This window comes from Nonomuraea sp. NPDC004186 (assembly GCF_053603495.1).
In genome coordinates this window covers 78,329-100,287 of record NZ_JBSGFQ010000005.1, presented here as the reverse complement: position 1 = coordinate 100,287, position 21,959 = coordinate 78,329, and the positions used below count along the sequence as shown (strand labels likewise).

Sequence of the window (21,959 nt, the reverse complement as noted above, 5' to 3'; positions counted from 1 at the left end):
TCAGCCTCTCGCCCCTCGGTGCCACGACAGCACCACGCGCTCGAACCCCAGGAACCCGGCGTTGAGCAGGATGCCCAGCAGCCCGAGCAGCACGATCCCCGCCCACATGGCCGGGATGTCGAACTGGCTCTGCGCCTCCAGCATCCGGTGCCCGATGCCCTCGGTGCTGCCGACCAGCTCCGAGATGATCATCATGATCAGGGCCAGCGACACGCTCAGCCGCAGTCCGGCGAAGATCTTGGGGGAGGCGCCGGGCAGGATGATCCGGGTGAGCCGCTGCCAGGGGCCGAGCCGGTAGACGACCCCGGTCTCGATGTACTGCCGGTCCACGTTGCGGGCGCCGTCCATGGAGTTGATCAGTACGGGCCAGACGACGCCGTACACGATCGCGGCCAGCTGCATCGGGGTGCCGATCTTGAACAGCGCCAGGAAGACCGGCACCAGCGTGCTGGGCGGTACCGAGCGGCCGAAGTGCAGCAGCGGCTCCACCAGGGCCGACAACCAGCGCGAACGTCCGAGCGCGACCCCGATCGCCATCCCGGCCGCGCAGGCCACCGCCCAGCCCGCGAACAGCCTGGCCAGGCTGGGCAGCAGGTCGGCGACGGCCTCGTCGGTCAGGAACGCCCGCGTCCACGGCCCCGAGAACCACAGCTCGTGCAGCTTGGCCACGATCCGTGACGGCGGCGGGAAGTACGCGGCCTGCGCGGACCGCGTGGCCAGCTCCCAGCAGAGCACGGCCACGGGCAGCAGCCAGTACCACATGAGCCTGCGCAGAGAATTCACGAGGCGTCCCCAGTCCGTTCCCGGTGCCAGCGGAACACGCGCCGTTCGGCGGCCGTGAACAGCAGGTTGGCGGCCAGCCCGATCAGCCCCGCCCACAGCGGCGCCGCCAGCATGCGATCGAGCCGGTTCGCGCTGCCCGCCAGCGACAGGAACGCGCCGATCCCGCCCCCGCCCGGCGCCAGCAGCTCCGCGCTGACGGCCACGATCAGCGTGACCGACACCGCGATCCGCACGCCGGTCGCGATGAAGGGCGCCGCGCTCGGCAGGCTCACCCGCAGCGCCACGGCGACCGGCCCGAAGCCGAAGCTCCGCAGCGTGTCCTTGGCCAGCGGATCGACGTCGGTCAGGCCGTACAGCGTGTTGATCAGCACCGGCCACGTGCAGGTGTAGACGACCAGCGCCGTCTTGGCGTCCTGGCTCTCGGTCCACAGGAACATCGCGATAGGGATCAGCGATACCGACGGGATCGGCCGCAGGAACTCCACCAGCGGCCGCACCGACCGCTCCACGAACGGGACCGTGCCGAGCAGCAGCCCCGCGGGCACGGCGACCGCGACCGCGATCACCAGCCCGCTCGCGCACGCGCCCAGCGTGGCCAGCACGTCGGCCCTGAACTGCGGCTCCAGCGGCAGCTCCGCCGCCGTGGCCAGCACGGACGACACGTACGGCCATCCGGCCGGGGCCAGCCCGAGCCGCCCGGCCAGTTCGGCGAGGGCGATGAACACGGCGAGCCCGAGGGCCCCGAGCACCGCCCGCCCGATCCGGTGTTCGATCATCCGCTCACAGGCGCGAACAGCTGCGCCACGTCCACCTTGGACTTGAGGTAGCCATAGCCGTGCAGCAGGTCGGCCAGCTTCTGGACACCGGCCTTGTCGGCCTCCATCGAGAACTTGCCGAGCGTCATCGCCGCCGCCGCGTCCGCCGGGATCTGCGTGTACGTCGGCACCACCTCGTCGATCGCCTTCCTGTCGGAGCCCGCGATCTGCTGGGCCTTGGCCAGGGCGCGGTGGAAGGCGGCGGCCGTCTTCGGGTTCTTGGCCAGCCAGTCCTCCGTGACGCCCCACCCGTCGATCGGCACGCCGGCCGTCACGCCGTCGGTGGTGTCGATGATCTGCGTGGCGCCGCTCTTCTTCGCCGCCGTCAGGAACGGCTCGACCAGCCAGGCCGCGTCCACCTTGCCCGAGCCCAGCGCGGAGATCTGGTCGGCGAACGGCACCTGGACGTACTTGACGTCCTCGGGCTTGAGCCCGGCCTCCTGCAGGTGGGCGTTGGTCAGCGTCTGGCCGAGCGCCTTGAGCACGTTGACCGCGATGGTCTTGCCCTTGAGATCGGCCGGCGTCTTGACGGGGGAGCCCTTGGCCACGACGACGCCGGCGATGTTGGGGGCGGCCTCCTGGCTGTGCTGGAAGAGCTTGAGCTTGGCGGCGCCCGAGTCGTTGATGGCCATCAGCGACACGTAGCTCGTGAGGAACGCGTCCATGCTGCCGTTGAGGATCTTCGGCATGACCGCCTGCGGCGCCTGGATGATCTCCGTCTTGACGGTCAGGCCCTCCTCCTTGAAGAAGCCACGCTTCTCCGCGATGAACAGCGGCGCCGACGACGGGACCGGCACCACGCCGACCAGCAGCTGGGTCTTCTCCAGCCCACCTGCGGCCGAGGTGCTGCTCGTGCCCGTCTGGCTCCCTCCTCCGCCGCCGCACGCGCTGAGCGTCAGCGCGATCGTCATACCCGCGACTACGAACCTGGCCAGCTTCATCGCCAATGCCTTTCTCGGTCCTGAGAGTTCACGAATTTCCGGTGGCCTGCCTGTGCCAGACGAGCGCCCGGCGCTCGGCCAGCACGAACAGGGAATTAACGACGTAGCCGAGGACGCCCAGCAGGGCGATCGCCGCCCACACCCCGGCGCCGTCGAAGCTGCGCATGGCCGTCAGCAACTGGTAGCCGATGCCGTCAGTGCCGCCGACGAGCTCGGAGATCACCATGAGGATCAGCGCCAGCGACAGGCTCAGCCGCAGCCCGGCGAAGATCTTGGGAGCGGCGGCGGGGAGGACGACCAGGCCCAGGCGCTGCGGCCTCGACAGGTTGAAGACCGTGGCCGTGTCGGTGTAGGTGCGATCGACGGACCTGACACCGTCGATCGTGTTGAGCAGCACCGGCCAGATCACTCCGAACACGATAGTGGCCAGCTGAGTGGTCAGGCCCGCCTTGAACAACACCAGAAACAGCGGCAGCAGCAGCGGAGGCGGGATGGCCCGGCCGAACTCGATCAGCGGGTCCACGTAGTCGGTCGCCGAGCGCGAACGCCCGAGCAGCATGCCCGCCGCGATCCCGATCAGCGCGGCCAGCAGCCAGCCGCCGAACATGCGGCCGAGGCTGGGCAGGATGTTCGCGATCGCGTCGTTCGTCAGGAAGCCACGAGCGGGCGGGCCGGAGAACCACAGTTCGCGCATGCGCGCCAGGATCGTCGTGGGCGGCGGGAAATCGGTGTCCCCGATCGCGCGCCCGGCGATCTCCCAGACGGCCAGCACCACGGGGACCACCCAGAGCCGGGCCGGCGCCTTCACGAAACCGCCCCGGTCCGCGCGTGGTGCCAGCGGAACAGGCGGCGCTCGGCGGCGAGCAGCGCCATGTTCGCGATCACGCCGAAGAGACCGGCCCAGAACGTCGCGGCCATCATGAGATCGGTCCGGTTGCCGTTGCCGGCCACGGTCACGTAGACGCCGATCCCGTTCACGCCGCCGGCCACGAGTTCGGCGCTGACGGCCAGGACGAGCGCGATCCCGGCGGCGATCCTGACGCCGGTCGCCACGAACGGGGCCGCGCTGGGCAGGCTCACCCTGGCGAGCACGGCCAGCGGGCCGAACCCGAAGCTGCGCAGGGACTCCTTGGCCAGCGGGTCCACGTCGCGCATGCCGTACAGGGTGTTGATGAGGATCGGCCAGACGGACGCGTACACGATGACGGAGACCTTCATCAGCTCGTCCACCGGGACCAGCAGGATCGCGAGCGGGATGATGGCCACGGAGGGGATCGGGCGCATGAACTCCAGCACGGGCCTGATCGCCCGCTCCACCGGCGCCAGCGCGCCGAGCAGCACGCCCGCGGGCACGGCCACCGCGACGGCGGTCAGCAGGCCGAGCGCCCAGTTCGCGAGGGTGGTGCCCACCCCGGCCAGGAACGTGGCGTCGGCCGGGAGGCGCACGGCTTCGTACAGGACGGTCGAAGGCGGTGGAAAGAGGAGGTTCTCGCCCAGGCCGAAGCGGATGAACAGCTCTCCGGCCAGGAGGAACCCCGCGGCGCCGACGGCGCCGCGGAGCAGGCGGGCACCCGTCATCCGCCCGGGCTCGCCGCGATGAGCGACTTCACGTCGATCGGGCCGTTGATGTACTTGTACTCGAGCATGAGGTCGGCCACCTTCTGCAGCCGGGCCGCTTCCAGGGTGCTCGGGTAGGTGCCCAGGGTGATCGCCGCGGCCGTCTTGGCGTCGATCTTCGTGTACGTCGGCAGCGCCGCCTCGATCTCCTTGCGGTCACCGGAGGCGAGCTGCTGCGCCTTGGAGATCGCCCGCTGGAAGGCGGCCAGCGTCTTGGGGTTCTGCCGCACCCATTCGTCGGTGGCCATCCAGCCCGCGATGGGCAGTTCGGCGGTCGGGCCCGTCATGGTGTCGGCGATCGTGCGGAAGCCGAGCGCGTTCTTGTTGGCCGTGATGAACGGCTCGGTGATCCAGCCCGCGTCGCCCTGCCCCGCGGTGATCGCGTTGCCCATCTCGGGGAACGGCTTCTCGGCGAACTTGACGTCCGTCTCGCTGAGCCCGGCCGCCTTGAGCTGGGTCGTGACCGCCAGCGTGGCGATGTTCCTGAGGTTGTTGACCAGGACCGTCTTGCCCTTCAGGTCCGCGACCTGCTGGATCGGCGAGTCCTTGGGAACCATGATCTCGAAGGTGTTGGGGGCCGCCCGGTACATGTCGGCCACCAGCTTGATCTTCTTGCCCTGGCCGGCCGCCAGGATCGAGGACACGTAGTTGGTCTGCGTGATGTCCAGGGCGCCGCTCTCGATCTGCGGCAGCGCGGCGGCGCCGCCGGTGATCGTGACCGGCTCCACCGTCAGGCCCTCTTCCTTGAAGAAGCCCTTGGTCTGGGCGATGTAGAGCGCGACCGGGTCGGGAATCGGCAGCGCCCCGACCTTGATGGTGGCCTTCTCCAGGCCGTTGGGTCCCGTCGAGGCCGGGGACGCGCCGCCCCCGCTGCAGCCGGTGAGTGCGAGGACGGCGACGGAGCCGAGCGCGAGTACGTGACAGCGCAGAGTGCGTGCCATGGGGGGGTCTCCTACTGGGATTTGGGAGAGCGAGACACGTTACTTTGCGTGAGCGTACCCGAGGAATGATCGTCTTTGCAGGCGCACGCGCTTTCAGGCGGGCCGGGACACGTAGCGGCCCACCGGCCGGCCCACGATCTTGCCTGCGTCGAGCACGTGGTTGCCGCGTACGAACGTGTCGGTGACCTTGGCGGTCAGCTCGAACCCCTCGAACGGCGTGTACTCCTGCGCCGACTCCGAGTCCTGGGCGCGAACCGTCCAGGTCTGCCCGGGGTCGACCAGGCAGATGTCGGCGTCGAAACCGGGGGCGATGGTCCCCTTGGTGCGCAGGCCGTACCGCTTGGCGGGGTTCCATGAGGTCAGCGCGGCGATCCTGCCGTACGGCAGGCCCCTGCGGCGGCCTTCGGTGACCAGGCCGGGCAGCAGGTACTCGGCGCCGCCGAACCCTGCCTTGGCCACGAAGACGTTGTCGCTCGGCTCGCCGAACTTGAGCTCCTCGCGGCAGCAGGCGTGGTCGCTGACCACCCAGTCCACGGTGCCGTCGAGCACGTGTCCCCACAGCGCCTCGACGTCCTCGCGGGGCCTGATCGGCGGGTTGACCTTGGCCCCGATGCCGCTGGCCGTGTCGATGTCGGCGAGCAGGTGACCGATCGTGACCTCGCGGCGGAAGTCGATGTGGGGGAACGTCGCCGCCATGCGGACGGCGGCGTCCAGGGCCTTGGCGGAGGACAGGTGCAGCAGGTTGACGTTGGCCAGGCCCGTCTCGTGGGCGAGGTAGGAGGCGATGAAGACGGCCAGCCCCTCGGAGTGCGGCGGGCGCGAGGCGCTGTAGGCGGCCAGGCCGCTCAGGTCCCCGGCCTCCTCCACGAGCTTCGTGTACGCGGTCATGATCTCGGCCGTCTCGCAGTGCAGCGACAACGAGATCTCGCCCGCCAGCTCGGGCATCCGCTCCCTGGCCGCCTGCACGCCGCGCATCACGAACTCGAAGTGCGCGTAGTCGTAGCGCTCGCCCTCCGGCAGCATGAGGAACGCCCGCTGGTCGTCGGAGCGCCCGTGCAGCCCGTGCCCGCCGTAGAACATGAAGATCTTGAACGACGGCACCCCGAACCGCTCGACCAGGTCGGGCAGCTCGCCGATGTGCCCGCTCGACATGGGCGCCAGGTGGAAGCCGTAGTCGACGTAGGCCCGGCCCTCGGCCTGCCTGAGCACCTCCGGGAAGAACTCGGCGTAGGAGCCGCCCCTGTTGAGGTAGTACTGGCCGGTCCGCATGTAGGTGAGCGCCGTCGTCACGCCGCCCTGGGCGCTGGCCCGGCTCTCCGACTCGGTGTCCTCGGGCAGCGGGTTGTAGATGCCCCAGTGCTGGTGGGCGTCGACGACTCCGGGGAAGGCCAGCTTGCCGCCGCCGTCGATCACCTCGCCGGCGGCGGACTGGCCCGGCTCCACCCGTACGATGCGGCCGTCCGCGATGGCGATGTCCGCCTCCACGGGGTCGTCGTGTTCGTGGGTGACAACCTTCACGTTCTTCAACAACAGGTCGGTCACAGCAGTGGTCTTTCCTATGCGAGGCGGTAGGCGTGGCGGTGCCAGGACAGCACGCGCCGCTCCACCGTGAGGAACAGTGAGTTGAATGCGAAGCCCAGCACGCCGAGCAGCACCACGTTGGCCCAGATGGCGGGCATGTCGGCGGCGCTGACGGCCATGTTGAGGAGATAGCCGAATCCCTCGGTGCTGGCCTTGAGCTCGGAGATGACCATGAGGATCAGCGCCAGGGAGACGCTCAGGCGCAGGCCCGCGAAGATCTTCGGTGCCGCGGCGGGCAGGATGATCCGGAAGAACCGCAGGTGGGCCGGCACGCCGAAGACGGCCGCGGTCTCGACCTTCAGCATGTCGAGGTTGCGGGCGCCGTCGATGGAGTTGAGCAGGATCGGCCAGACGATGCCGAACACGATGGTCGCGACCTGCACCTGCGGGCCGATCTGGAAGAGCACGAGGAAGATCGGCAGCATCACGGGAGGCGGTACGGCCCGGCCGAACTCGATCAGCGGTTCGACGATGTCGGCCAGCCAGGGGGTCCTGCCGATCGCCACGCCGAGGCCCACGCCCACGACCACGGCGATGGCCCAGGAACCGACCACCCTGATCAGGCTGGGCAGGAAGTTGTGGACCGCCTCTTCGGTGAAGACGTAAGGCCCGGAGAGCCACATCTCGTACATCCGAGAAAGGATCAGGGTCGGTCCGGGGAGAAACGGAGTGGCGAGCGCCCCCGCGAGCAGCTCCCAGCCGAAGAACATGACCGGGACCAGCCACAGGCGCTTGACCAGGGTGAGAATCATGTGTTCCGCCACCTGAACAGCCGGCGCTCGGCGCGCGCGAGCAGGATGTTGACGACGAGACCGATCACGCCGGCCCAGATCAGGACCGCGACGACATCGATCAGCGCGTCCATGCCGATGCCGGTGCTCGCCTCGATGAGGAAGCCTCCGACGCCGACCGAACCGCCCACGATGTACTCCACGCTGATGGCCAGGATGAGCGTGATGGAGGCGGCCAGCCGGACGCCCGTCGCGATGAAGGGCGCCGCGCTCGGCAGGGCGACCCGCCAGATCACCGCGCCGGGGCCGAACCCGAACGAGCGCAGCGTCTCCTTGCCCAGCGGGTCCACGTCACGCACGCCGTACAGGGTGTTGATCAGGATCGGCCAGGAGGCGGCGAACACGATGAGCGCCACCTTGGCGTTGATCTCCGGCTGGAAGAAGAACAGCGCCAGCGGGATCAGCGCCACCGAGGGGATGGGTCGCAGGAACTCCACGAACACCCGGGTCATCTCCTCGACCACCGGGACCGTTCCCAGCAGCAGCCCGATCGGGACGGCGATCAGGACGGCCAGCGGCAACCCGATGACCGCGGCCGTGAGCGTGCCCCCGATGTCCCCGAGGAACTCCGGGTCCACGGCCAGGGAGAACGTCCTGGCCAGGGTTTCCGCGGCCGGAGGCATCCACTTGAACAGGCCCGTCATGCCGAGAAGCTGCCAGGCAAGCAGAAAACCCGCCACGCCGATGGCGTGGCGGGTGTATTTGGCCAGCTTGGCGCGGGCGAGCGGGTGCTGCCCGCGCCGCGCCGGGTTGATCGTGGTCATCATCCCTGAGGTGCTGCGTAGATCATCGAGTTGACGTCCATCTTCTGCTTGAGCAGGCCGGAGTCGAACATCAGGTCGGCCACCCGCTGGATGCGCTGGGAGTTCAGCGAGGTCGGGTAGGCGCCGAGGTTGATCGTGGCGGCGGTCTCAGCCGGGATCTTGGTGAAGGTCGGCAGGACCTTGGTGACCGCGCTCCGGTCGGTGGCGGCGATCTGCTGCGCCTTGGCCATGGCCCGCTGGAAGGCGGCCAGGGTCTTGGGGTTGTTCTGCGTCCACTTCTCCGTGGCCGCCCAGCCGGTGATGGGCAGACCGTCGGTCGGGCCGGACATGGTGTCCAGCAGCATGGTGGCGCCGATCTCCTTCTTCGCCTGGCTGACGTACGGGTCCGTCATCCACACGGCGTCGACGCTGCCCTTGTCCAGCGAGGAGATCCATTCCGTCGTCGGGATCACGACGTAGGTGATGTCCTTGCCGGGGGTGGGGTCGAGACCGGCGATCTTGAAGTGGGGGCTCATCGTGAGCGTGCCCAGACCACCGACGATGTTGACGCCGATCTTCTTGCCCTTCAGGTCGGCGACCTGCTTGATGGGGGAGTCCTTCTTGACCATGATGCCGAAGGCCCCGGGCGCGCCCTGGTAGGAGTCCGCGATGTACTTGAACTTCTCAGTGCCGGCCTGCTGGATGGTCAGGATGGTGGCGTAGCTGCCCAGCACCACGTCCATCTGGCCGTTGGCGAGCTTGGGGAGCACCGCCTGCGGAGCCTGGATGGGCTCCTGCTTGACGTTGAGGCCCTCTTCCTTGAAGAAGCCGCGCTCCATGGCGATGAACAGTGGCGCAGAGTCCGCACCCGGATACTGTCCGACCAACAGGTCGGTTTTCATGCCACCGGCGGCGGAACTCGCGCTTTCTGGTTTGTCGCCGGAACTTGAACACCCGGTGATGACGAGGGTGCTCACAAGCCCAATCAGGGCACTACGCCCTAATGCACCGAACCGCATTACGCGTCTCCTTATGAACCCATGGGGGTGGGGGTGTTGGTAACTGAGGGTGTCAGCGACGGTCGAACCCTAGCGCAGGCCGTAGTTCCCGATGCACCGGGAACCCCTAAAATTAACAAGATATATCACCATATGTGGCGATATATCCCTTTTGTCCGATTAATATCTCGGGCCTGGCTTGACTTCTAGGGCCTGTGGCAGGTGTTGTGATTTGCGTAAAATGTGCAGCTGTGTGTCGACCGTGATCTTTGCGCTATTGGCCGATCTCGTGTTGATGTGCTCCAATAAGCTCTCGCCCCAAGGGTGCGTCGGCGTCACACCGCAAACACCTGCATAACGTGATCTTCGTGCACCAACCGTCCGAGGAGAGGTTGCGGAGGCAAGTGAAGAGTGTTGTCCCCTCTGTGGGCGGGGATCCGGGCTTAATAGAGGAAGCCCCCCGACATGCGTCCGGGGGACCCCAGCCGGTCGCCCCTGGCGTTGCGGGCGAAGCCGGAAAGGCTCGGACGGGATCGCGTTTCTCCCTGCGTAACTGGCGTGTGCGCTCCAAGCTGCTGGTCCTGGTCGTCATCCCGACCCTCGCCGCGCTCGTGCTCGGTGGCCTGCGTGTCACCACCTCGATCGCGAGCGCCAGCGACTACGCGCAGGTCAACGAGGTCGCCGTGCTGGCGAGCCGGCTGACCGCGCTCGCGCACGAGGTCGAGGTGGAGCGTGACTACACCGCGCGCTTCGTCGCCCTCGGGCGCAAGGCCGGCCGGACCGAAGTGACCGATCAGTACGAGCCGGTCAACAAGCTCGTCGCCGAGGTCAAGGGCAGCGTCGACGCGCTGGCGACCTCCGACAGCCCTCAGGCGCCCGAGGCCCTGCGCATCAAGAACCGTCTCAACGAGCTCGACACCGCGCGTAAGAACGCGATGGACTCCCAGCTCGACGTGAACTCCGTCATCGAGCTCTACGACCGGTTCATCACAGACCTCCTCTCCCTGAACGACACCATCGACCAAGGTGCGGTCGACAAGGAGCTCTCGGCGAGCGTCTCCGGCTTCGCCGCCCTCTCCCGGGCCAAGCAGTACGTCTCCACGCAGCGCGCGCTGCTCGTGGCGGCCCTGGCCACCCGGGAATTCGGTCGGGTGGAGCTTGACTCCTTCATCGCCGCGCGCGCCCAGAAAAACAGCGAGCTGGCCACCTTCCGGGCGCAGGTCCCCCTCGAGCTGCGCCAGGCGTACGACGACACCGTCAGCGGCAAGGCCGTCGACCGCGCGGAGATCCTGGCCGCCCGAGCCCTGTTCCTGCAGAGCCTGGGGCAACCACGGAACGTGTCGGACCCGAAGCTCGGGCTCACCCGTGACGGCAAGGACTGGTTCGCCGCCATCAGCGAGACCGTCGACGGGATGCGCAAGGTCGAGCAGCGCGTGGCCGACTCGATCGTGCTCCGCAGCCGCACCCTGGAAGGGTCCGAGCAGCAGAGCGCCGTCATCGTCGCGGTCGGCATCCTGATCCTGCTCATCCTCGTGCTGCTGGTCACCGTCTTCATGGCACGCTCGCTGAGCGGCCCCCTGCGCAGGCTGCGCAGGGAGGCGCTGTTCATCGCCGGTCGCCGCCTGCCCGACACCGTGCGCCAGCTCCGTGAGTCCGAGTCGGTCGAGAGCGTCGACGTCCAGCCCATCGGCGTCGCCTCTCAGGACGAGATCGGTGAAGTCGCGCGGGCGTTCGACGAGATCCACCGCGAAGCGGTCCGGCTGGCGGGCGAGGAGGCCCGCCTGCGAAGCAACGTCAACGCGATGTTCGTGAACCTGTCCCGCCGCAGCCAGACGCTGGTGGAACGCCAGATCACCCTGATCGACGGGCTGGAGCAGGGCGAGCAGGACGAGCAGCGACTCGGCAACCTGTTCAAGCTGGACCACCTGGCCACCCGTATGCGGCGTAACAGCGAGAACCTGCTGGTCCTCGCCGGCCAGGAACCGCCCCGCCGCTGGAGCAAGCCCGTCAAGCTGGTCGACGTCGCCCGCGCCTCGCTGTCCGAGGTCGAGAACTACGAGCGGGTCGTCCTCCAGGTGCCCGACGGCGTCGCCGTGGCCGGCCAGGCCGTCAACGACGTCATCCACCTGCTGGCCGAGTTGATCGAGAACGCCCTGTCGTTCTCGCCGCGCGAGACCAGGGTGACCGTCTCCGGCAGCCGGATCGACGGCGGCGGCGTCATGCTGTCGATCAGCGACTCCGGCATCGGCATGACCCCGGACGAGCTCACCATCGCCAACGACCGCCTCATGGACGCCCCCACCGTGGACGTGTCCGTGTCGCGCCGCATGGGCCTGTTCGTGGTCGCGCGGCTGGCCCACCGCCACGGCATCCGGGTGCAGCTGCGCCCCCACGGCACCGGCGGTCTGACCGCCATGGTCCTGATGCCGGAAGCGCTGCTCGGCTCGCAGGCTCCCGCCTACGCGACCCCCGGCGGCACCGGCATGGGGACGCTGGACTCGTTCGACGAGAGCTTCGGCGCCCGTTCGCCCATGCCTTCCATGCCGCCGATGCAGCAGCCCCCCATGCCGCCCGTGCCGCCGCCGCCCACCCCCCAGTGGGGTCCGGGAGGCTACCAGCCCGGGCCGGGGCACCCGTCGTTCCCCTCACAGCCGTCCTTCTCGGCCCAGCCGAGCGTGGATGTGGGCTGGCCGGCCGACCCGCGCAGCAGCAGCGGCGGCTACGACACCTCTGACGTCTGGGTGCCGGCGCGCAACTCCAACAGCCGGCCGGGCGAGTGGGGCCAGGACAACGGCAACTCCCTGCCGAGGCGGCCTTTCGGCGGCGACCAGATGGACATGGGGCAGCCGAGGTACGACTTCCCCGAAACGGAGTCGGCGGCGACCGGTCCCATCCCGGCCGTGAAGCCCGCCTCTTCGGGCGACGAATACCTGCCGATCTTCGCCTCGGTCGAGTCGGCCTGGTTCGAGCACGGCAACGAGGGCGCCGCCACCTGGGGTTCCGCCAAGGCCGACGCGGGCTGGAGCGCCGCGGAGGCGGTCGTCGAGCCGGTACGCGACGGTGCGACCGCGGCAGGGCTGCCCAAGCGGGTGCCCAAGGCCAACCTGGTGCCCGGCTCGGCCGACACCGTCTCGGCGCCCAAGGGCGTCGCCCCCATGCCGGCGGTCTCGCCGGACCGGGTGCGCAGCCGCCTTTCGAGCTTCCAGCAGGGGTTCAGGGCGGCACGTGACGACATCAGCGAGGGCAGGACGTACCCCTCCGGTCCGAGAAGTGTTGAAAGCAGGGATGAGCGCGCATGAATGACTTGAGCCAGTCGGCACGTGGGGTGGACTGGTTAATCACCGATTTCGTCAGCACCGTTCCTGGCGTCGCGCACGCGGTGGTCGTCTCCTCAGACGGGCTGCCGCTCGCGGCCTCCGCGGGATTCCCGGCCGACCGGGCTGACCAGCTGGCCGCCATCGCGTCGGGCCTGGTGAGCCTGACGCAGGGTGCGGCCAGGGTGTTCGAGGGCGGGCCGGTCAACCAGACGATCGTGGAGATGCAGCGTGGGCTGATGCTGATCATGTCGATCAGTGACGGCTCGTGCCTGGCGGTGCTGGCGGCCCCGGACTGTGACATGGGTCTGGTGGCGTATCAGATGACGCTTATGGTTGATCGCGCCGGCCAGGTGCTTACCCCGGCTGTGCGCGCAGAGTTGCGCGCCAGCCAGACCAGGTGATGTAGGTGACAGACCCCAGATGGAACAGCGGCGGCTGGGACTCCCATAACAGCGGTGCGTGGGATTCCCAGAACAGTGGGAGCTGGCAGCCTCCCCCTCAGCCGCCGCCCAGCAACGACCCCGCCTCGCCGGTACGGCCGTATGCCGTGACCGGCGGGCGTACCGCGCCCAAGGTCAAGCTGGCCATGGAGGCCCTGGTGTCCTCGGCGACCGCCGAGCACCGGGAGTTCTCGCACATCACCCCCGAATACAAGGCGATCAGCCAGCTGTGCCTGCAGGTCAGGTCGGTGGCTGAGGTCTCGGCGCTGCTGCGGATCCCGCTCGGTGTGGTGCGTGTTCTGATCGCGGACATGGCGGCAGAGGGTTTGGTTCGGGTGCATCAGCCGCAGCTGGAAGCGGGTAGGCCGGACGTCAACCTGCTGGAAAGGGTGCTCAGTGGACTTCGCAGGCTCTAGCCCCGGTTTGACCTCGACGAAGATCGTGGTCGCCGGTGGGTTCGGGGTGGGCAAGACGACCTTCGTCGGCGCGGTGTCGGAGATCATGCCGTTGACCACGGAGGCCGTCATGACCGACGCCTCCAAGGGCATCGACGATCTGGGCATGACGCCGCTCAAGTCGACCACCACCGTCGCCATGGACTTCGGTCGCGTCTCGCTCGATCGCGACCTGATCCTGTACCTGTTCGGCACGCCCGGACAGCACCGGTTCTGGTTCATGTGGGACGACCTGGTGCGCGGCGCGATCGGCGCGGTCGTGCTCGTGGACACGCGCCGCCTGGCGGACAGCTTCCCCGCGATCGACTACTTCGAGGAGGCGCAGCTGCCGTTCATCGTGGGGGTGAACGGCTGGGACGGCCAGTACGCCCACAGCGACACCGAAGTGCGTGACGCCCTGACCCTGGCGCCGCACATCCCGATGGTGCGCCTCGACGCCAGGTCCAAGGACTCGGTCAAGACCGCGCTGATCAACCTGGTCGAGCACGCGCTCTCGGTCCGCATGGCCGTGCCAGGCTGGAGCGGCTAGCGGAGCGGATAGGCTGGAGTCTTAGACGTTCATTCGCTTCGAGGACTGGCCAACCACGTGTTCGAGACGCTATCCGACCGGTTGACATCGGTCTTCTCCTCCCTCCGGTCCAAAGGCCGGCTGTCCGATGCCGACATCGACGCCACCACCCGCGAGATCCGCATCGCCCTGCTGGAGGCCGATGTCGCGCTCCCGGTGGTCAAGGCGTTCGTCGCCCAGGTCAAGGAGCGCGCCCGCGGGGCCGAGGTCTCCCAGGCGCTCAACCCGGCGCAGCAGGTCGTCAAGATCGTCAATGACGAGCTGATCGGGATCCTCGGCGGCGAGACGCGCAGGCTCCGCCTCGCCAAGACGCCGCCGACCGTCATCATGCTGGCGGGTCTGCAGGGCGCCGGTAAGACCACCCTGGCCGGCAAGCTGGCCAGGTGGCTGCGCGAGCAGGGCCACACGCCCCTGCTCGTCGCCGCCGACCTGCAGCGCCCCAACGCCGTCCAGCAGCTCCAGGTCGTGGGCGAGCGCGCCGGGGTCGCGGTCTACGCCCCCGAGCCGGGCAACGGCGCCGGCGACCCGATCGAGGTCGCCCGCACGTCGATCGACGAGGCCAAGCGCCTGCTGCACGACATCGTCATCATCGACACCGCCGGCCGCCTGGGCATCGACCAGGAGATGATGAAGCAGGCCGCGGACATCCGCGACGCGGTCTCGCCCGACGAGGTCCTGTTCGTGGTCGACGCCATGATCGGCCAGGACGCCGTCACGACGGCGCAGGCGTTCATGGAGGGCGTCGGCTTCGACGGGGTCGTGCTGACCAAGCTCGACGGCGACGCCCGCGGTGGCGCCGCCCTGTCGGTGCGGCACATCACGGGCCGGCCGATCATGTTCGCCTCCACGGGTGAGAAGCTCGAAGACTTCGACGCCTTCCACCCCGACCGGATGGCCTCCCGCATCCTCGACATGGGTGACATCCTCACCCTGATCGAGCAGGCCCAGAAGACGTTCGACGAGGAGCAGGCCGCCAAGATGGCGGGCAAGCTCACGTCGGGCGAAAACTTCACGCTCGAGGACTTCCTCGAGCAGATGATGATGGTCCAGAAGATGGGGCCCATCAAAAACCTGCTGGGCATGATGCCCGGCATGGGGCAGATGCGCGACCAGCTCAACTCCATCGACGACCGCGACCTCGACCGTATCGCCGCCATCATCCGCTCGATGACGCCCGGGGAGCGCCAGGACCCCAAGATCATCAACGGGTCGCGCCGGGCCCGCATCGCGGCCGGCTCCGGCGTCACGGTCACCGCGGTCAGCAACCTCGTCACCCGCTTCTTCGAGGCGCAGAAGATGATGAAGCGGATGGCGGGCGGGATGGGCATTCCCGGCATGCCGGGCGGTCGCGGCAAGGCGGGCAAGGCGCAGAAGAAGGCCAAGGGGCGGCGCGTCAGCGGCGACCCGCGCAAGGCGGCTCTCGGCAAGGCCTCTTCCGCCGAGGCTCCGGAGGCGGAGCCCAAGAGCGGTGGCCTGCTGGGCAACCTCGGGGGCAAGCTGCCTCCGGGTGTGGAGCTGCCGCCCGGCTTCGACCCCTCCAAGTTCCGCCTGCCCGGCCAGAAGTAACCACCGCCGGGACCCTGCTCTCCCGGCGGCCAACCCCGGCCGACCCGCACTCCGGTCTCCGGGGGTGGCGCGCCTCGGGCTCCCGGCGGTGGCGCGCCCCGGGCCCCGCCTTCCCGCTGGTGGACTCCCGGCAGCCCCGTCTCCCTGAGCGCCTGCGTCCGCTCTTTCGTACGGCTGCTCGCCTCGACTTGCGCACGCCCACCCGGAACCGGTCGCTCCCCGTTCGCGCGGCCGGAGATCATGCGCCGGCGGGATACCATGAACGGGTCGCTCGCCGTACATGCGGCCAGGTCGCAAGCGGTGCCGAGCCTTCGGGCGCCGATCGGGCGCGGATGGAGGCGACGCGCCGTGACGGAACGTCGATGGCAGTGCCGTGGATCTGGCACAATGGCATGTTGGAACATCGTGGCCATGCGGGTGCCCTCTCATCTCCCGCCGGACGCGCCTGTCCCTGGAGCGTCGTCCCGTCGTGCCCCACTCGGCGAGATGCCGTTCACCCACGCTCGAATGCAGGAGAGACCACACCCGTGGCAGTCAAGATCAAGCTCAAGCGGCTCGGCATGATCCGCAACGCTCAATACCGCATCGTCGTCGCCGACAGCCGCACCAAGCGTGACGGCCGGGCGATCGAGGAGATCGGCCTGTACCACCCGAAGGACGACCCTTCGCGCATCGAGGTCAACGCCGAGCGTGCGGCCTACTGGCTGGGGGTCGGCGCGCAGCCGACCGAGCCCGTCCTCAAGCTGCTCAAGCTCACCGGCGACTGGCAGAAGTTCAAGGGCGAGCCCGCCCCTGCGCCGCTGAAGGTCGCCGAGCCCGCGCCTGACCGTCACGCCCTCTACGAGGCCGCGGCCAAGGAGGCGCTGTCCGGTGGCGACACCGGCACGGCCGCCACCACGCCGAAGAAGGCCAAGAAGAAGGAAGAGGCTGAGGCCCCCGCCGAGACCCAGGCCGAGGGCGAGGCCTGACGTGCTCGAGGAGGCTCTCGAGCACCTCGTCAAGGGCATCGTCGAACATCCAGACGATGTCCGGGTCCGCGCACGCCGCATTCGCAGCGGGCGCGTCCTGGAGGTCCGGGTGCACCCCGAGGACCTGGGCAAGGTCATCGGACGCGGCGGGCGCACCGCCAAGGCGCTGCGCACCGTTGTGAACGCCCTGGCCGACGGGAAGTACGTACGGGTCGACCTGCTCGACCTGCACGAAACAGTCCGTTAGCGTCAGGTTTCCGCGCCCTCATCGGCTTTGCCGGCCGATGGGGGCGCTTGCGTTAGGAGTTCATGTTGCAGCTGGTCGTCGGCCGGATCGGCCGTCCGCACGGGGTGCGCGGTGAAGTGTCCGTGGAGGTACGCACCGACGATCCCGAGCTGCGTTTCGCCGTGGGCACGTCCATCGCCACGGACCCCGCCGACAGGGGGCCGCTCGTCGTCGCGGCCCGCCGCTGGCACAAGGGCTTCCTGCTGCTGACCCTCGAGGGGGTCACCGACCGCGACGTGGCGGAGGAGCTGCGGGGCACCATGCTGGTCATCGACTCGGCCGAGGTGGTGCCGTCCGACGACCCCGACGAGTTCCACGATCATCAGCTCATCGGCCTGACGGTGGAGACCGCCGCGGGGGAGCCCGTGGGCGAGATCACCGACGTTCTCCACCACGGTCAGGACCTCCTGGTGGTACGCAGGGTCGGGGCGGACGAGGCGCTCATCCCGTTCGTCAAGGAACTGGTGCCCGAGATCGACCTGGAGGGCGGTCGGCTGGTCGTCGACCCGCCAGAGGGCCTGCTGTGATGCGGCTCGACATCATCTCGATCTTCCCCGAATACTTCGCGCCGCTCGACGTCTCGCTGATCGGCAAGGCCCGCGAGCGCGGCACGCTCGACGTACGCGTACACCAGCTCCGTGACTGGACCCACGACGTGCACAAGACCGTGGACGACACCCCCTACGGCGGGGGGCCGGGCATGGTCATGAAGCCCGAGGTGTGGGGCGAGGCCATCGACGACGTGGCCGGGGACGGCGCGCCGCGGCTGATCGTTCCGACGCCGAGCGGGCGGCCGTTCACCCAGGAGCTGGCGCAGGAGCTGGCGGGGGAGCCGTGGCTGCTGTTCGCGTGCGGGCGGTACGAGGGCATCGACTCGCGGGTCATGGAGGAGTACGGCTCCCGGCTGCGGGTCGACGAGGTCGGCATCGGTGACTATGTGCTGGCCGGGGGCGAGGTCGCGGTGCTGGTCATGGTCGAGGCCATCGGGCGGCTGCTGCCCGGTGTGCTGGGCAACGCCCAGTCGGCCGTGGACGACTCGTTCGCGCCCGGGTCCATGCAGAATCTGGTCGAGGGCCCCGTCTACACCAAGCCGCCCGTCTGGCGGGGGCATGAAGTGCCTGAGGTGCTGCTGTCCGGGCATCACGGAAAAGTCGCCAGATGGCGGCGTGACCAGGCGCTGCGCCGTACCGTACGGAACAGGCCGGAGCTGGCCGCGGCGCTCGACCCCGACACGCTCGACAAGCACGACAGGAAGCTCCTCGAGGAGCTGTCGTTTCGCGTCGAGCGCGAAGATATGGCAAACTGAATCGCTGCCAACCGTCATTTGGTTGGTCTGTCATGCCCGGGAAACGATCCCGGGTTCATCACATCAGCAGGCGTGTCCGCCGCGAGCCACGGCCGGGTGGACCTCCGCGTGCTCGCGAGGACTTGAGGACAGCTCTCATGCACACGAAGATCCAGGAGCTCGAGAAGGCGACGCTGCGCAGCGACGTGCCGAGCTTCCGCCCCGGTGACACGCTCGAGGTTCACGTGCGAGTCGTCGAAGGAAACCGCTCCCGTATCCAGGTCTTCAAGGGCTTCGTGCTGCGCAGGCAGGGCAGCGGCGCCCGTGAGACCTTCACGGTCCGCAAGGTCAGCTACGGCGTCGGCGTCGAGCGCACCTTCCCCGTGCACAGCCCGGTCATCGAGAAGATCGTGCTCGTGACCCGCGGCGACGTGCGCCGGGCCAAGCTCTACTACATGCGCGACCTGCGCGGCAAGGCCGCCCGTATCCGCGAGAAGCGCGAGACGACGGCCGCCAAGTAGCCCGGTCTTTTCGTGGCCCGCGCACTCGCGCGGGCCATTCGGCTTTACAGGGCCGTTTCCTTTATGTGGAGCGACTCGTGCATGGGTGTAACGTCGGTCGAGGCTTGTCGAGCCGAAGCATCATCTAGGCTCGTCAGCGATGACTAGCGAGAGCCAGGAGCACGGCGCGGCGCGCCGCCCTGTCGAGGACGAGGTGGACGTGGTCGCCGAAGAGACTCAGAAGCCAGCAAAAGGCGAGAAAAAGGAGAAGAAGGGGTCGTTCTGGAAAGAGCTGCCCGTTCTTGTCGTCGTGGCCTTGGTGCTGGCCCTGATCATCAAGACGTTTGTGGTCCAGGCCTTCTACATTCCGTCGGAGTCGATGGAGAACACCCTGTTGAAAAACGACAGGGTTCTGGTCAACAAGCTCGTCTACCACACGCGTGACATCGAGCGCGGAGACGTGGTGGTCTTCTCGGGAGTCGACTCCTGGGACGGTGAGTTCCAGATGGAGGAGCCGTCCAACCCGGTCGCGGCCTTCTTCCGCTGGGTCGGCACGGCGTTCGGCATCGTGCCCGGCGAGAAGGACTACATCAAGCGGGTCATCGGCGTCGGTGGCGACCACGTGAAGTGCTGCGACTCCAAGAATCGCATCACGGTCAACGGCACGCCCATCGACGAGGAGAGCTATCTCTATCCGGGCAACGTGCCGTCCGACAAGTTCTTCAACATCACGGTGCCTGAGGGGCGGCTGTGGGTGATGGGCGACCACCGGTCGGTCTCGCTCGATTCCCGATCCCACACCGGTGACGCGGGTGGTGGCTCCATTCCCGTGAGCCAGGTCATCGGGCGGGCCTTCGTGATCGTCTGGCCGTTCAACCGGGCGACCTCGATCGACATTCCGGACACGTTCTCGCAACCGGCGCTTCAGGCGCTCGGTGGCTCCGTACCGCTGGTCGCCGGGTTCGGGCTCGCCGTACCCTTGGTCCTGGTTCGTCGCCGCTGGAAGGGGAAGAGGCGCTGATGGCCGTCACCAAGAAGGCGGAGGGCGTGGGGAAAGAGAAGAAGAAGGGCGGTTTCCGCGAGACGGTGCTGCTGCTGGTCCTGGGCGTGGGCATCGCGCTGCTGCTGCAGGCGTTCGTGGTCGGCTCGTTCTACATCCCGTCCATCTCGATGGAGAACACGCTGCTGGTCAACGACCGGGTCTTCGTCAACAAGCTGGCGGGCAAGCCCGAGCGCGGCGACATCGTGGTCTTCAAGGGCTGGAGCACCGGCGAGGACACCATCAAGCGGGTCATCGGCGTCGGCGGCGACAAGGTGGTGTGCTGCGACTCCAAGAAGCGCATCACGGTCAACGGCACGCCGCTGGAGGAGACTTCCTACCTCTACCCCGGCGATTACGCTTCCGGCGATAAGTTCAGCGTCACCGTGCCGGCCGGAAAGCTCTGGCTGATGGGCGACCACCGCAGCGCCTCGGCCGACTCGCGGGCCCACATGGACGAGGCCGGAGGCGGGTTCATCTCGGAGAACGACGTGATCGGCAAGGCCGTGGTGCGCTACTGGCCGCTGTCCCGGGGGTATCTCTTCTCCCGTCCTGACACTTTCGACAAGGTCAAATAGCGGTCGCTTTCGGTCGCGGTTCGCGGCGTTTGGGGCGTACGCTGCCTCTGTCATGACAGTTGCGTTCCGCCCTCGGCCAAGCGTCGTCCGGCGCGATTCCGGACTCTACGCCTATGAGCGGGCGCTCGCCCGCCGCGGCCTCACCCCCATCGCGGGCGTCGACGAGGCCGGCCGCGGCGCCTGCGCGGGGCCCCTCGTCGTCGCGGCCGTGATCCTGCGCAGGCAGATCGACGGCCTCGGCGACTCGAAGCTGCTGTCCCCGGCGGTGCGCGAACGTCTGTACGACCAGATCGTCCGCGTCTCCCACATCGGATTGGTGATCATCCCGCCGGGGGAGATCGACGCTAAAGGTCTTCACAAATGCAACGTTTCAGGAATGCGGCGGGCTGTCGCACAGTTGCCTTGTGACCCGGAGTACATCCTGACGGACGGCTTCCCGGTGCCGGGCCTCCCGGCGCCGTCACTGGCCGTGTGGAAGGGGGACCAGGTGGCCGCATGCGTGGCGGCGGCGTCGATCGTGGCCAAGGTGACTCGAGACCGCCTCATGGTCGCGCTCGACGGGCGCTACCCGCAGTACGGTTTCGCCGTGCACAAGGGGTATGTCACACCAGGACACCGGCTGGCGCTGGAAACGCACGGGCCGTGTCCTGATCACCGATACTCCTTCGTCACGGTGGCGAGGGGGATGGGTGAAAATGAAATGGGGGCCGGGGTTGCCTGACCAGGCGAACCGGGGGACCGGTACGACAGGAGGACCGCGATGAGCGCAGAAGATCTCGAAAAGTACGAAACCGAGATGGAGCTGCAGCTTTACCGCGAATACCGGGATGTCGTCGGTTTGTTCACATACGTGGTCGAGACCGAGCGTCGGTTCTATCTGACCAACTCGGTCGACCTCGACGTCCGTACCGCGGAGAACGGCGACGTCTTCTTCGACGTGAAGATGCAGGACGCCTGGGTGTGGGACATGTACCGGCCGGCGCGGTTCGTGAAGAACGTTCGGGTGGTCACGTTTAAAGATGTGAATGTGGAAGAACTGGCCAAGGCGGACCTCGAGATGCCCAAGGAGGGGTTCTCGGGGTAACGAGGCGGGGGCCGTACCCTCTCGCAGCTTGACCGGCCGCCGGCGGGACGGCCCTGGACGGGCTCAGCCAGCACGCGCCCCACAACCTCACCACCAGGCGCCACAGACACCTCTCGCGGGCCACACGCGTGCTTCCCACCGGGGAACGGCCGCCGTGGACTGTAACCGCGAGCCGTCACCATGGGACTGCAACGGTCAGCCGCTACTGAGGGCTGGAACCGGTCAGCCGCTACGGTGCACTGTCCCGGCAAGCCGTCACCGTGCACTGCCCCGGCAAGCCGTCCCGTGCGCCATGCGAGGCGGCCAGCGCCGCGTACCCACGCTCATGAGCCCACTGCGCCCTATCGCGTCCCAGAAGGCCTCATGTCGGCGCTGTGGCGCCCGGATGGCTCAACGCGGCGTACAGCCCCCAAACCGCCACCCGCATCGACCCCTGTGAGCCAGCCGCCAACCCTGGTGCGCCGGTCAGGTCGACTGACGCCGCGGACCACTCCCACGAGCGTCATCAGTCAGGCCCCCAAGCTGCCATCTTGCATCGGCCGTTGCGTGCCCGTGCTGCCCCTCGCTCGATGAGCGACGCAATCCACCGCCACAAGCCGCGATAACGCACAGCCGCGGCAACCCACATATACCCGCAGGACTGCCCACAGCCCCCACGGCCCG

The 21,959-nt window shown here is 68.3% G+C and carries 24 protein-coding genes; 14 read left to right on the top strand and 10 right to left on the bottom strand.

Annotated features, from left to right (window positions below; translation table 11 throughout):
* The 10 genes from ACWEPL_RS05765 to ACWEPL_RS05720 all read right to left on the bottom strand — a co-directional run bounded on the left by ACWEPL_RS05765 (window position 1) and on the right by ACWEPL_RS05720 (window position 9,114).
* On the bottom strand, window positions 1–783 hold the full coding sequence (locus ACWEPL_RS05765; RefSeq protein ID WP_350730310.1) for an ABC transporter permease: 783 nt from the start codon (window positions 781–783) through the stop codon (window positions 1–3).
* Window positions 780–1,559 (bottom strand): ABC transporter permease, encoded by a 780-nt coding sequence (locus tag ACWEPL_RS05760; RefSeq protein ID WP_350730312.1) that lies wholly within the window; start codon window positions 1,557–1,559, stop codon window positions 780–782. The genes ACWEPL_RS05765 and ACWEPL_RS05760 overlap by 4 nt, the downstream gene beginning before the upstream one ends.
* Complete coding sequence (locus tag ACWEPL_RS05755) at window positions 1,556–2,509, bottom strand: ABC transporter substrate-binding protein (protein WP_397368747.1); 954 nt, start codon at window positions 2,507–2,509, stop codon at window positions 1,556–1,558. Before ACWEPL_RS05755 ends, ACWEPL_RS05760 begins: the two co-directional genes overlap by 4 nt.
* A 58-nt stretch (window positions 2,510–2,567) precedes the next feature.
* Window positions 2,568–3,347 (bottom strand): ABC transporter permease, encoded by a 780-nt coding sequence (locus ACWEPL_RS05750; protein ID WP_452435323.1) that lies wholly within the window; start codon window positions 3,345–3,347, stop codon window positions 2,568–2,570.
* Window positions 3,344–4,117: an ABC transporter permease gene (locus ACWEPL_RS05745; protein ID WP_452435322.1), complete on the bottom strand. Its 774-nt coding sequence runs from the start codon at window positions 4,115–4,117 to the stop codon at window positions 3,344–3,346. The genes ACWEPL_RS05750 and ACWEPL_RS05745 overlap by 4 nt, the downstream gene beginning before the upstream one ends.
* Window positions 4,114–5,097 carry an ABC transporter substrate-binding protein gene (locus ACWEPL_RS05740; RefSeq protein ID WP_452435321.1) on the bottom strand — a complete coding sequence of 328 codons (984 nt, stop codon included), beginning with the start codon at window positions 5,095–5,097 and terminating at the stop codon, window positions 4,114–4,116. The genes ACWEPL_RS05745 and ACWEPL_RS05740 overlap by 4 nt, the downstream gene beginning before the upstream one ends.
* Before the next feature lie 93 nt (window positions 5,098–5,190).
* Complete coding sequence (locus ACWEPL_RS05735; protein WP_452435320.1) at window positions 5,191–6,639, bottom strand: dihydroorotase; 1,449 nt, start codon at window positions 6,637–6,639, stop codon at window positions 5,191–5,193.
* 14 nt (window positions 6,640–6,653) lie between these two features.
* Window positions 6,654–7,430 carry an ABC transporter permease gene (locus ACWEPL_RS05730; RefSeq protein ID WP_363962928.1) on the bottom strand — a complete coding sequence of 259 codons (777 nt, stop codon included), beginning with the start codon at window positions 7,428–7,430 and terminating at the stop codon, window positions 6,654–6,656.
* Window positions 7,427–8,236: an ABC transporter permease gene (locus ACWEPL_RS05725; protein ID WP_350730324.1), complete on the bottom strand. Its 810-nt coding sequence runs from the start codon at window positions 8,234–8,236 to the stop codon at window positions 7,427–7,429. The genes ACWEPL_RS05730 and ACWEPL_RS05725 overlap by 4 nt, the downstream gene beginning before the upstream one ends.
* Complete coding sequence (locus tag ACWEPL_RS05720) at window positions 8,233–9,114, bottom strand: ABC transporter substrate-binding protein (RefSeq protein WP_355207017.1); 882 nt, start codon at window positions 9,112–9,114, stop codon at window positions 8,233–8,235. The genes ACWEPL_RS05725 and ACWEPL_RS05720 overlap by 4 nt, the downstream gene beginning before the upstream one ends.
* Window positions 9,115–9,770: 656 nt before the next feature.
* Here ACWEPL_RS05720 and ACWEPL_RS05715 point away from each other — a divergent pair.
* The 14 genes from ACWEPL_RS05715 to ACWEPL_RS05650 all read left to right on the top strand — a co-directional run bounded on the left by ACWEPL_RS05715 (window position 9,771) and on the right by ACWEPL_RS05650 (window position 21,296).
* A complete protein-coding gene (locus tag ACWEPL_RS05715) occupies window positions 9,771–12,509 on the top strand; it encodes a sensor histidine kinase (RefSeq protein ID WP_363962930.1) in 2,739 nt (912 codons plus the stop codon).
* On the top strand, window positions 12,506–12,928 hold the full coding sequence (locus ACWEPL_RS05710; protein WP_185071550.1) for a roadblock/LC7 domain-containing protein: 423 nt from the start codon (window positions 12,506–12,508) through the stop codon (window positions 12,926–12,928). Before ACWEPL_RS05715 ends, ACWEPL_RS05710 begins: the two co-directional genes overlap by 4 nt.
* Window positions 12,929–13,074: 146 nt before the next feature.
* A complete protein-coding gene (locus ACWEPL_RS05705; RefSeq protein WP_319719344.1) occupies window positions 13,075–13,383 on the top strand; it encodes a DUF742 domain-containing protein in 309 nt (102 codons plus the stop codon).
* 7 nt (window positions 13,384–13,390) lie between these two features.
* The gene (locus ACWEPL_RS05700; protein WP_350730330.1) at window positions 13,391–13,951 is read left to right on the top strand and encodes a GTP-binding protein; all 561 of its coding nucleotides are present in this window, start codon (window positions 13,391–13,393) and stop codon (window positions 13,949–13,951) included.
* 57 nt (window positions 13,952–14,008) lie between these two features.
* Window positions 14,009–15,556 carry a signal recognition particle protein gene (ffh, locus tag ACWEPL_RS05695; protein WP_350730332.1) on the top strand — a complete coding sequence of 516 codons (1,548 nt, stop codon included), beginning with the start codon at window positions 14,009–14,011 and terminating at the stop codon, window positions 15,554–15,556.
* Window positions 15,557–16,083: 527 nt separating this feature from the next.
* Window positions 16,084–16,524 (top strand): 30S ribosomal protein S16, encoded by a 441-nt coding sequence (gene rpsP, locus ACWEPL_RS05690; protein WP_449949856.1) that lies wholly within the window; start codon window positions 16,084–16,086, stop codon window positions 16,522–16,524.
* A 1-nt stretch (window position 16,525) separates the two neighbouring features.
* Window positions 16,526–16,771: an RNA-binding protein gene (locus ACWEPL_RS05685; protein WP_113699978.1), complete on the top strand. Its 246-nt coding sequence runs from the start codon at window positions 16,526–16,528 to the stop codon at window positions 16,769–16,771.
* Between the two features lie 65 nt (window positions 16,772–16,836).
* Window positions 16,837–17,337 (top strand): ribosome maturation factor RimM, encoded by a 501-nt coding sequence (rimM, locus tag ACWEPL_RS05680; RefSeq protein ID WP_363963114.1) that lies wholly within the window; start codon window positions 16,837–16,839, stop codon window positions 17,335–17,337.
* The gene (gene trmD / locus ACWEPL_RS05675; protein ID WP_350730336.1) at window positions 17,337–18,116 is read left to right on the top strand and encodes a tRNA (guanosine(37)-N1)-methyltransferase TrmD; all 780 of its coding nucleotides are present in this window, start codon (window positions 17,337–17,339) and stop codon (window positions 18,114–18,116) included. The genes rimM and trmD overlap by 1 nt, the downstream gene beginning before the upstream one ends.
* Before the next feature lie 137 nt (window positions 18,117–18,253).
* Entirely contained in the window at window positions 18,254–18,616 is a 363-nt protein-coding gene (gene rplS / locus ACWEPL_RS05670; RefSeq protein ID WP_185071559.1) for a 50S ribosomal protein L19, read from the top strand.
* A 139-nt stretch (window positions 18,617–18,755) separates the two neighbouring features.
* Entirely contained in the window at window positions 18,756–19,616 is an 861-nt protein-coding gene (gene lepB, locus ACWEPL_RS05665) for a signal peptidase I (RefSeq protein WP_449949858.1), read from the top strand.
* Window positions 19,616–20,212, top strand: coding sequence for a signal peptidase I (lepB, locus tag ACWEPL_RS05660; protein ID WP_363962935.1), 597 nt, complete (start codon window positions 19,616–19,618; stop codon window positions 20,210–20,212). The genes lepB (ACWEPL_RS05665) and lepB (ACWEPL_RS05660) overlap by 1 nt, the downstream gene beginning before the upstream one ends.
* Window positions 20,213–20,264: 52 nt before the next feature.
* Window positions 20,265–20,933, top strand: coding sequence for a ribonuclease HII (locus ACWEPL_RS05655; RefSeq protein ID WP_350730342.1), 669 nt, complete (start codon window positions 20,265–20,267; stop codon window positions 20,931–20,933).
* 39 nt (window positions 20,934–20,972) lie between these two features.
* On the top strand, window positions 20,973–21,296 hold the full coding sequence (locus tag ACWEPL_RS05650; RefSeq protein ID WP_026215037.1) for a DUF2469 domain-containing protein: 324 nt from the start codon (window positions 20,973–20,975) through the stop codon (window positions 21,294–21,296).
* Window positions 21,297–21,959: the final 663 nt, after the last annotated feature.

Bases quoted from the DNA above. Each gene is read 5' to 3' on its own strand.
- ACWEPL_RS05760 (WP_350730312.1), bottom strand. From the start codon at position 1,559: ATGATCGAACACCGGATCGGGCGGGCGGTGCTCGGGGCCCTCGGGCTC.
- ACWEPL_RS05755 (WP_397368747.1), bottom strand. From the start codon at position 2,509: ATGACGATCGCGCTGACGCTCAGCGCGTGCGGCGGCGGAGGAGGGAGC.
- ACWEPL_RS05745 (WP_452435322.1), bottom strand. From the start codon at position 4,117: ATGACGGGTGCCCGCCTGCTCCGCGGCGCCGTCGGCGCCGCGGGGTTC.
- ACWEPL_RS05740 (WP_452435321.1), bottom strand. From the start codon at position 5,097: ATGGCACGCACTCTGCGCTGTCACGTACTCGCGCTCGGCTCCGTCGCC.
- ACWEPL_RS05730 (WP_363962928.1), bottom strand. From the start codon at position 7,430: ATGATTCTCACCCTGGTCAAGCGCCTGTGGCTGGTCCCGGTCATGTTC.
- ACWEPL_RS05725 (WP_350730324.1), bottom strand. From the start codon at position 8,236: ATGATGACCACGATCAACCCGGCGCGGCGCGGGCAGCACCCGCTCGCC.
- ACWEPL_RS05720 (WP_355207017.1), bottom strand. From the start codon at position 9,114: ATGAAAACCGACCTGTTGGTCGGACAGTATCCGGGTGCGGACTCTGCG.
- ACWEPL_RS05710 (WP_185071550.1), top strand. From the start codon at position 12,506: ATGAATGACTTGAGCCAGTCGGCACGTGGGGTGGACTGGTTAATCACC.
- trmD (WP_350730336.1), top strand. From the start codon at position 17,337: ATGCGGCTCGACATCATCTCGATCTTCCCCGAATACTTCGCGCCGCTC.
- rplS (WP_185071559.1), top strand. From the start codon at position 18,254: ATGCACACGAAGATCCAGGAGCTCGAGAAGGCGACGCTGCGCAGCGAC.
- lepB (WP_449949858.1), top strand. From the start codon at position 18,756: ATGACTAGCGAGAGCCAGGAGCACGGCGCGGCGCGCCGCCCTGTCGAG.
- lepB (WP_363962935.1), top strand. From the start codon at position 19,616: ATGGCCGTCACCAAGAAGGCGGAGGGCGTGGGGAAAGAGAAGAAGAAG.
- ACWEPL_RS05655 (WP_350730342.1), top strand. From the start codon at position 20,265: ATGACAGTTGCGTTCCGCCCTCGGCCAAGCGTCGTCCGGCGCGATTCC.
- ACWEPL_RS05650 (WP_026215037.1), top strand. From the start codon at position 20,973: ATGAGCGCAGAAGATCTCGAAAAGTACGAAACCGAGATGGAGCTGCAG.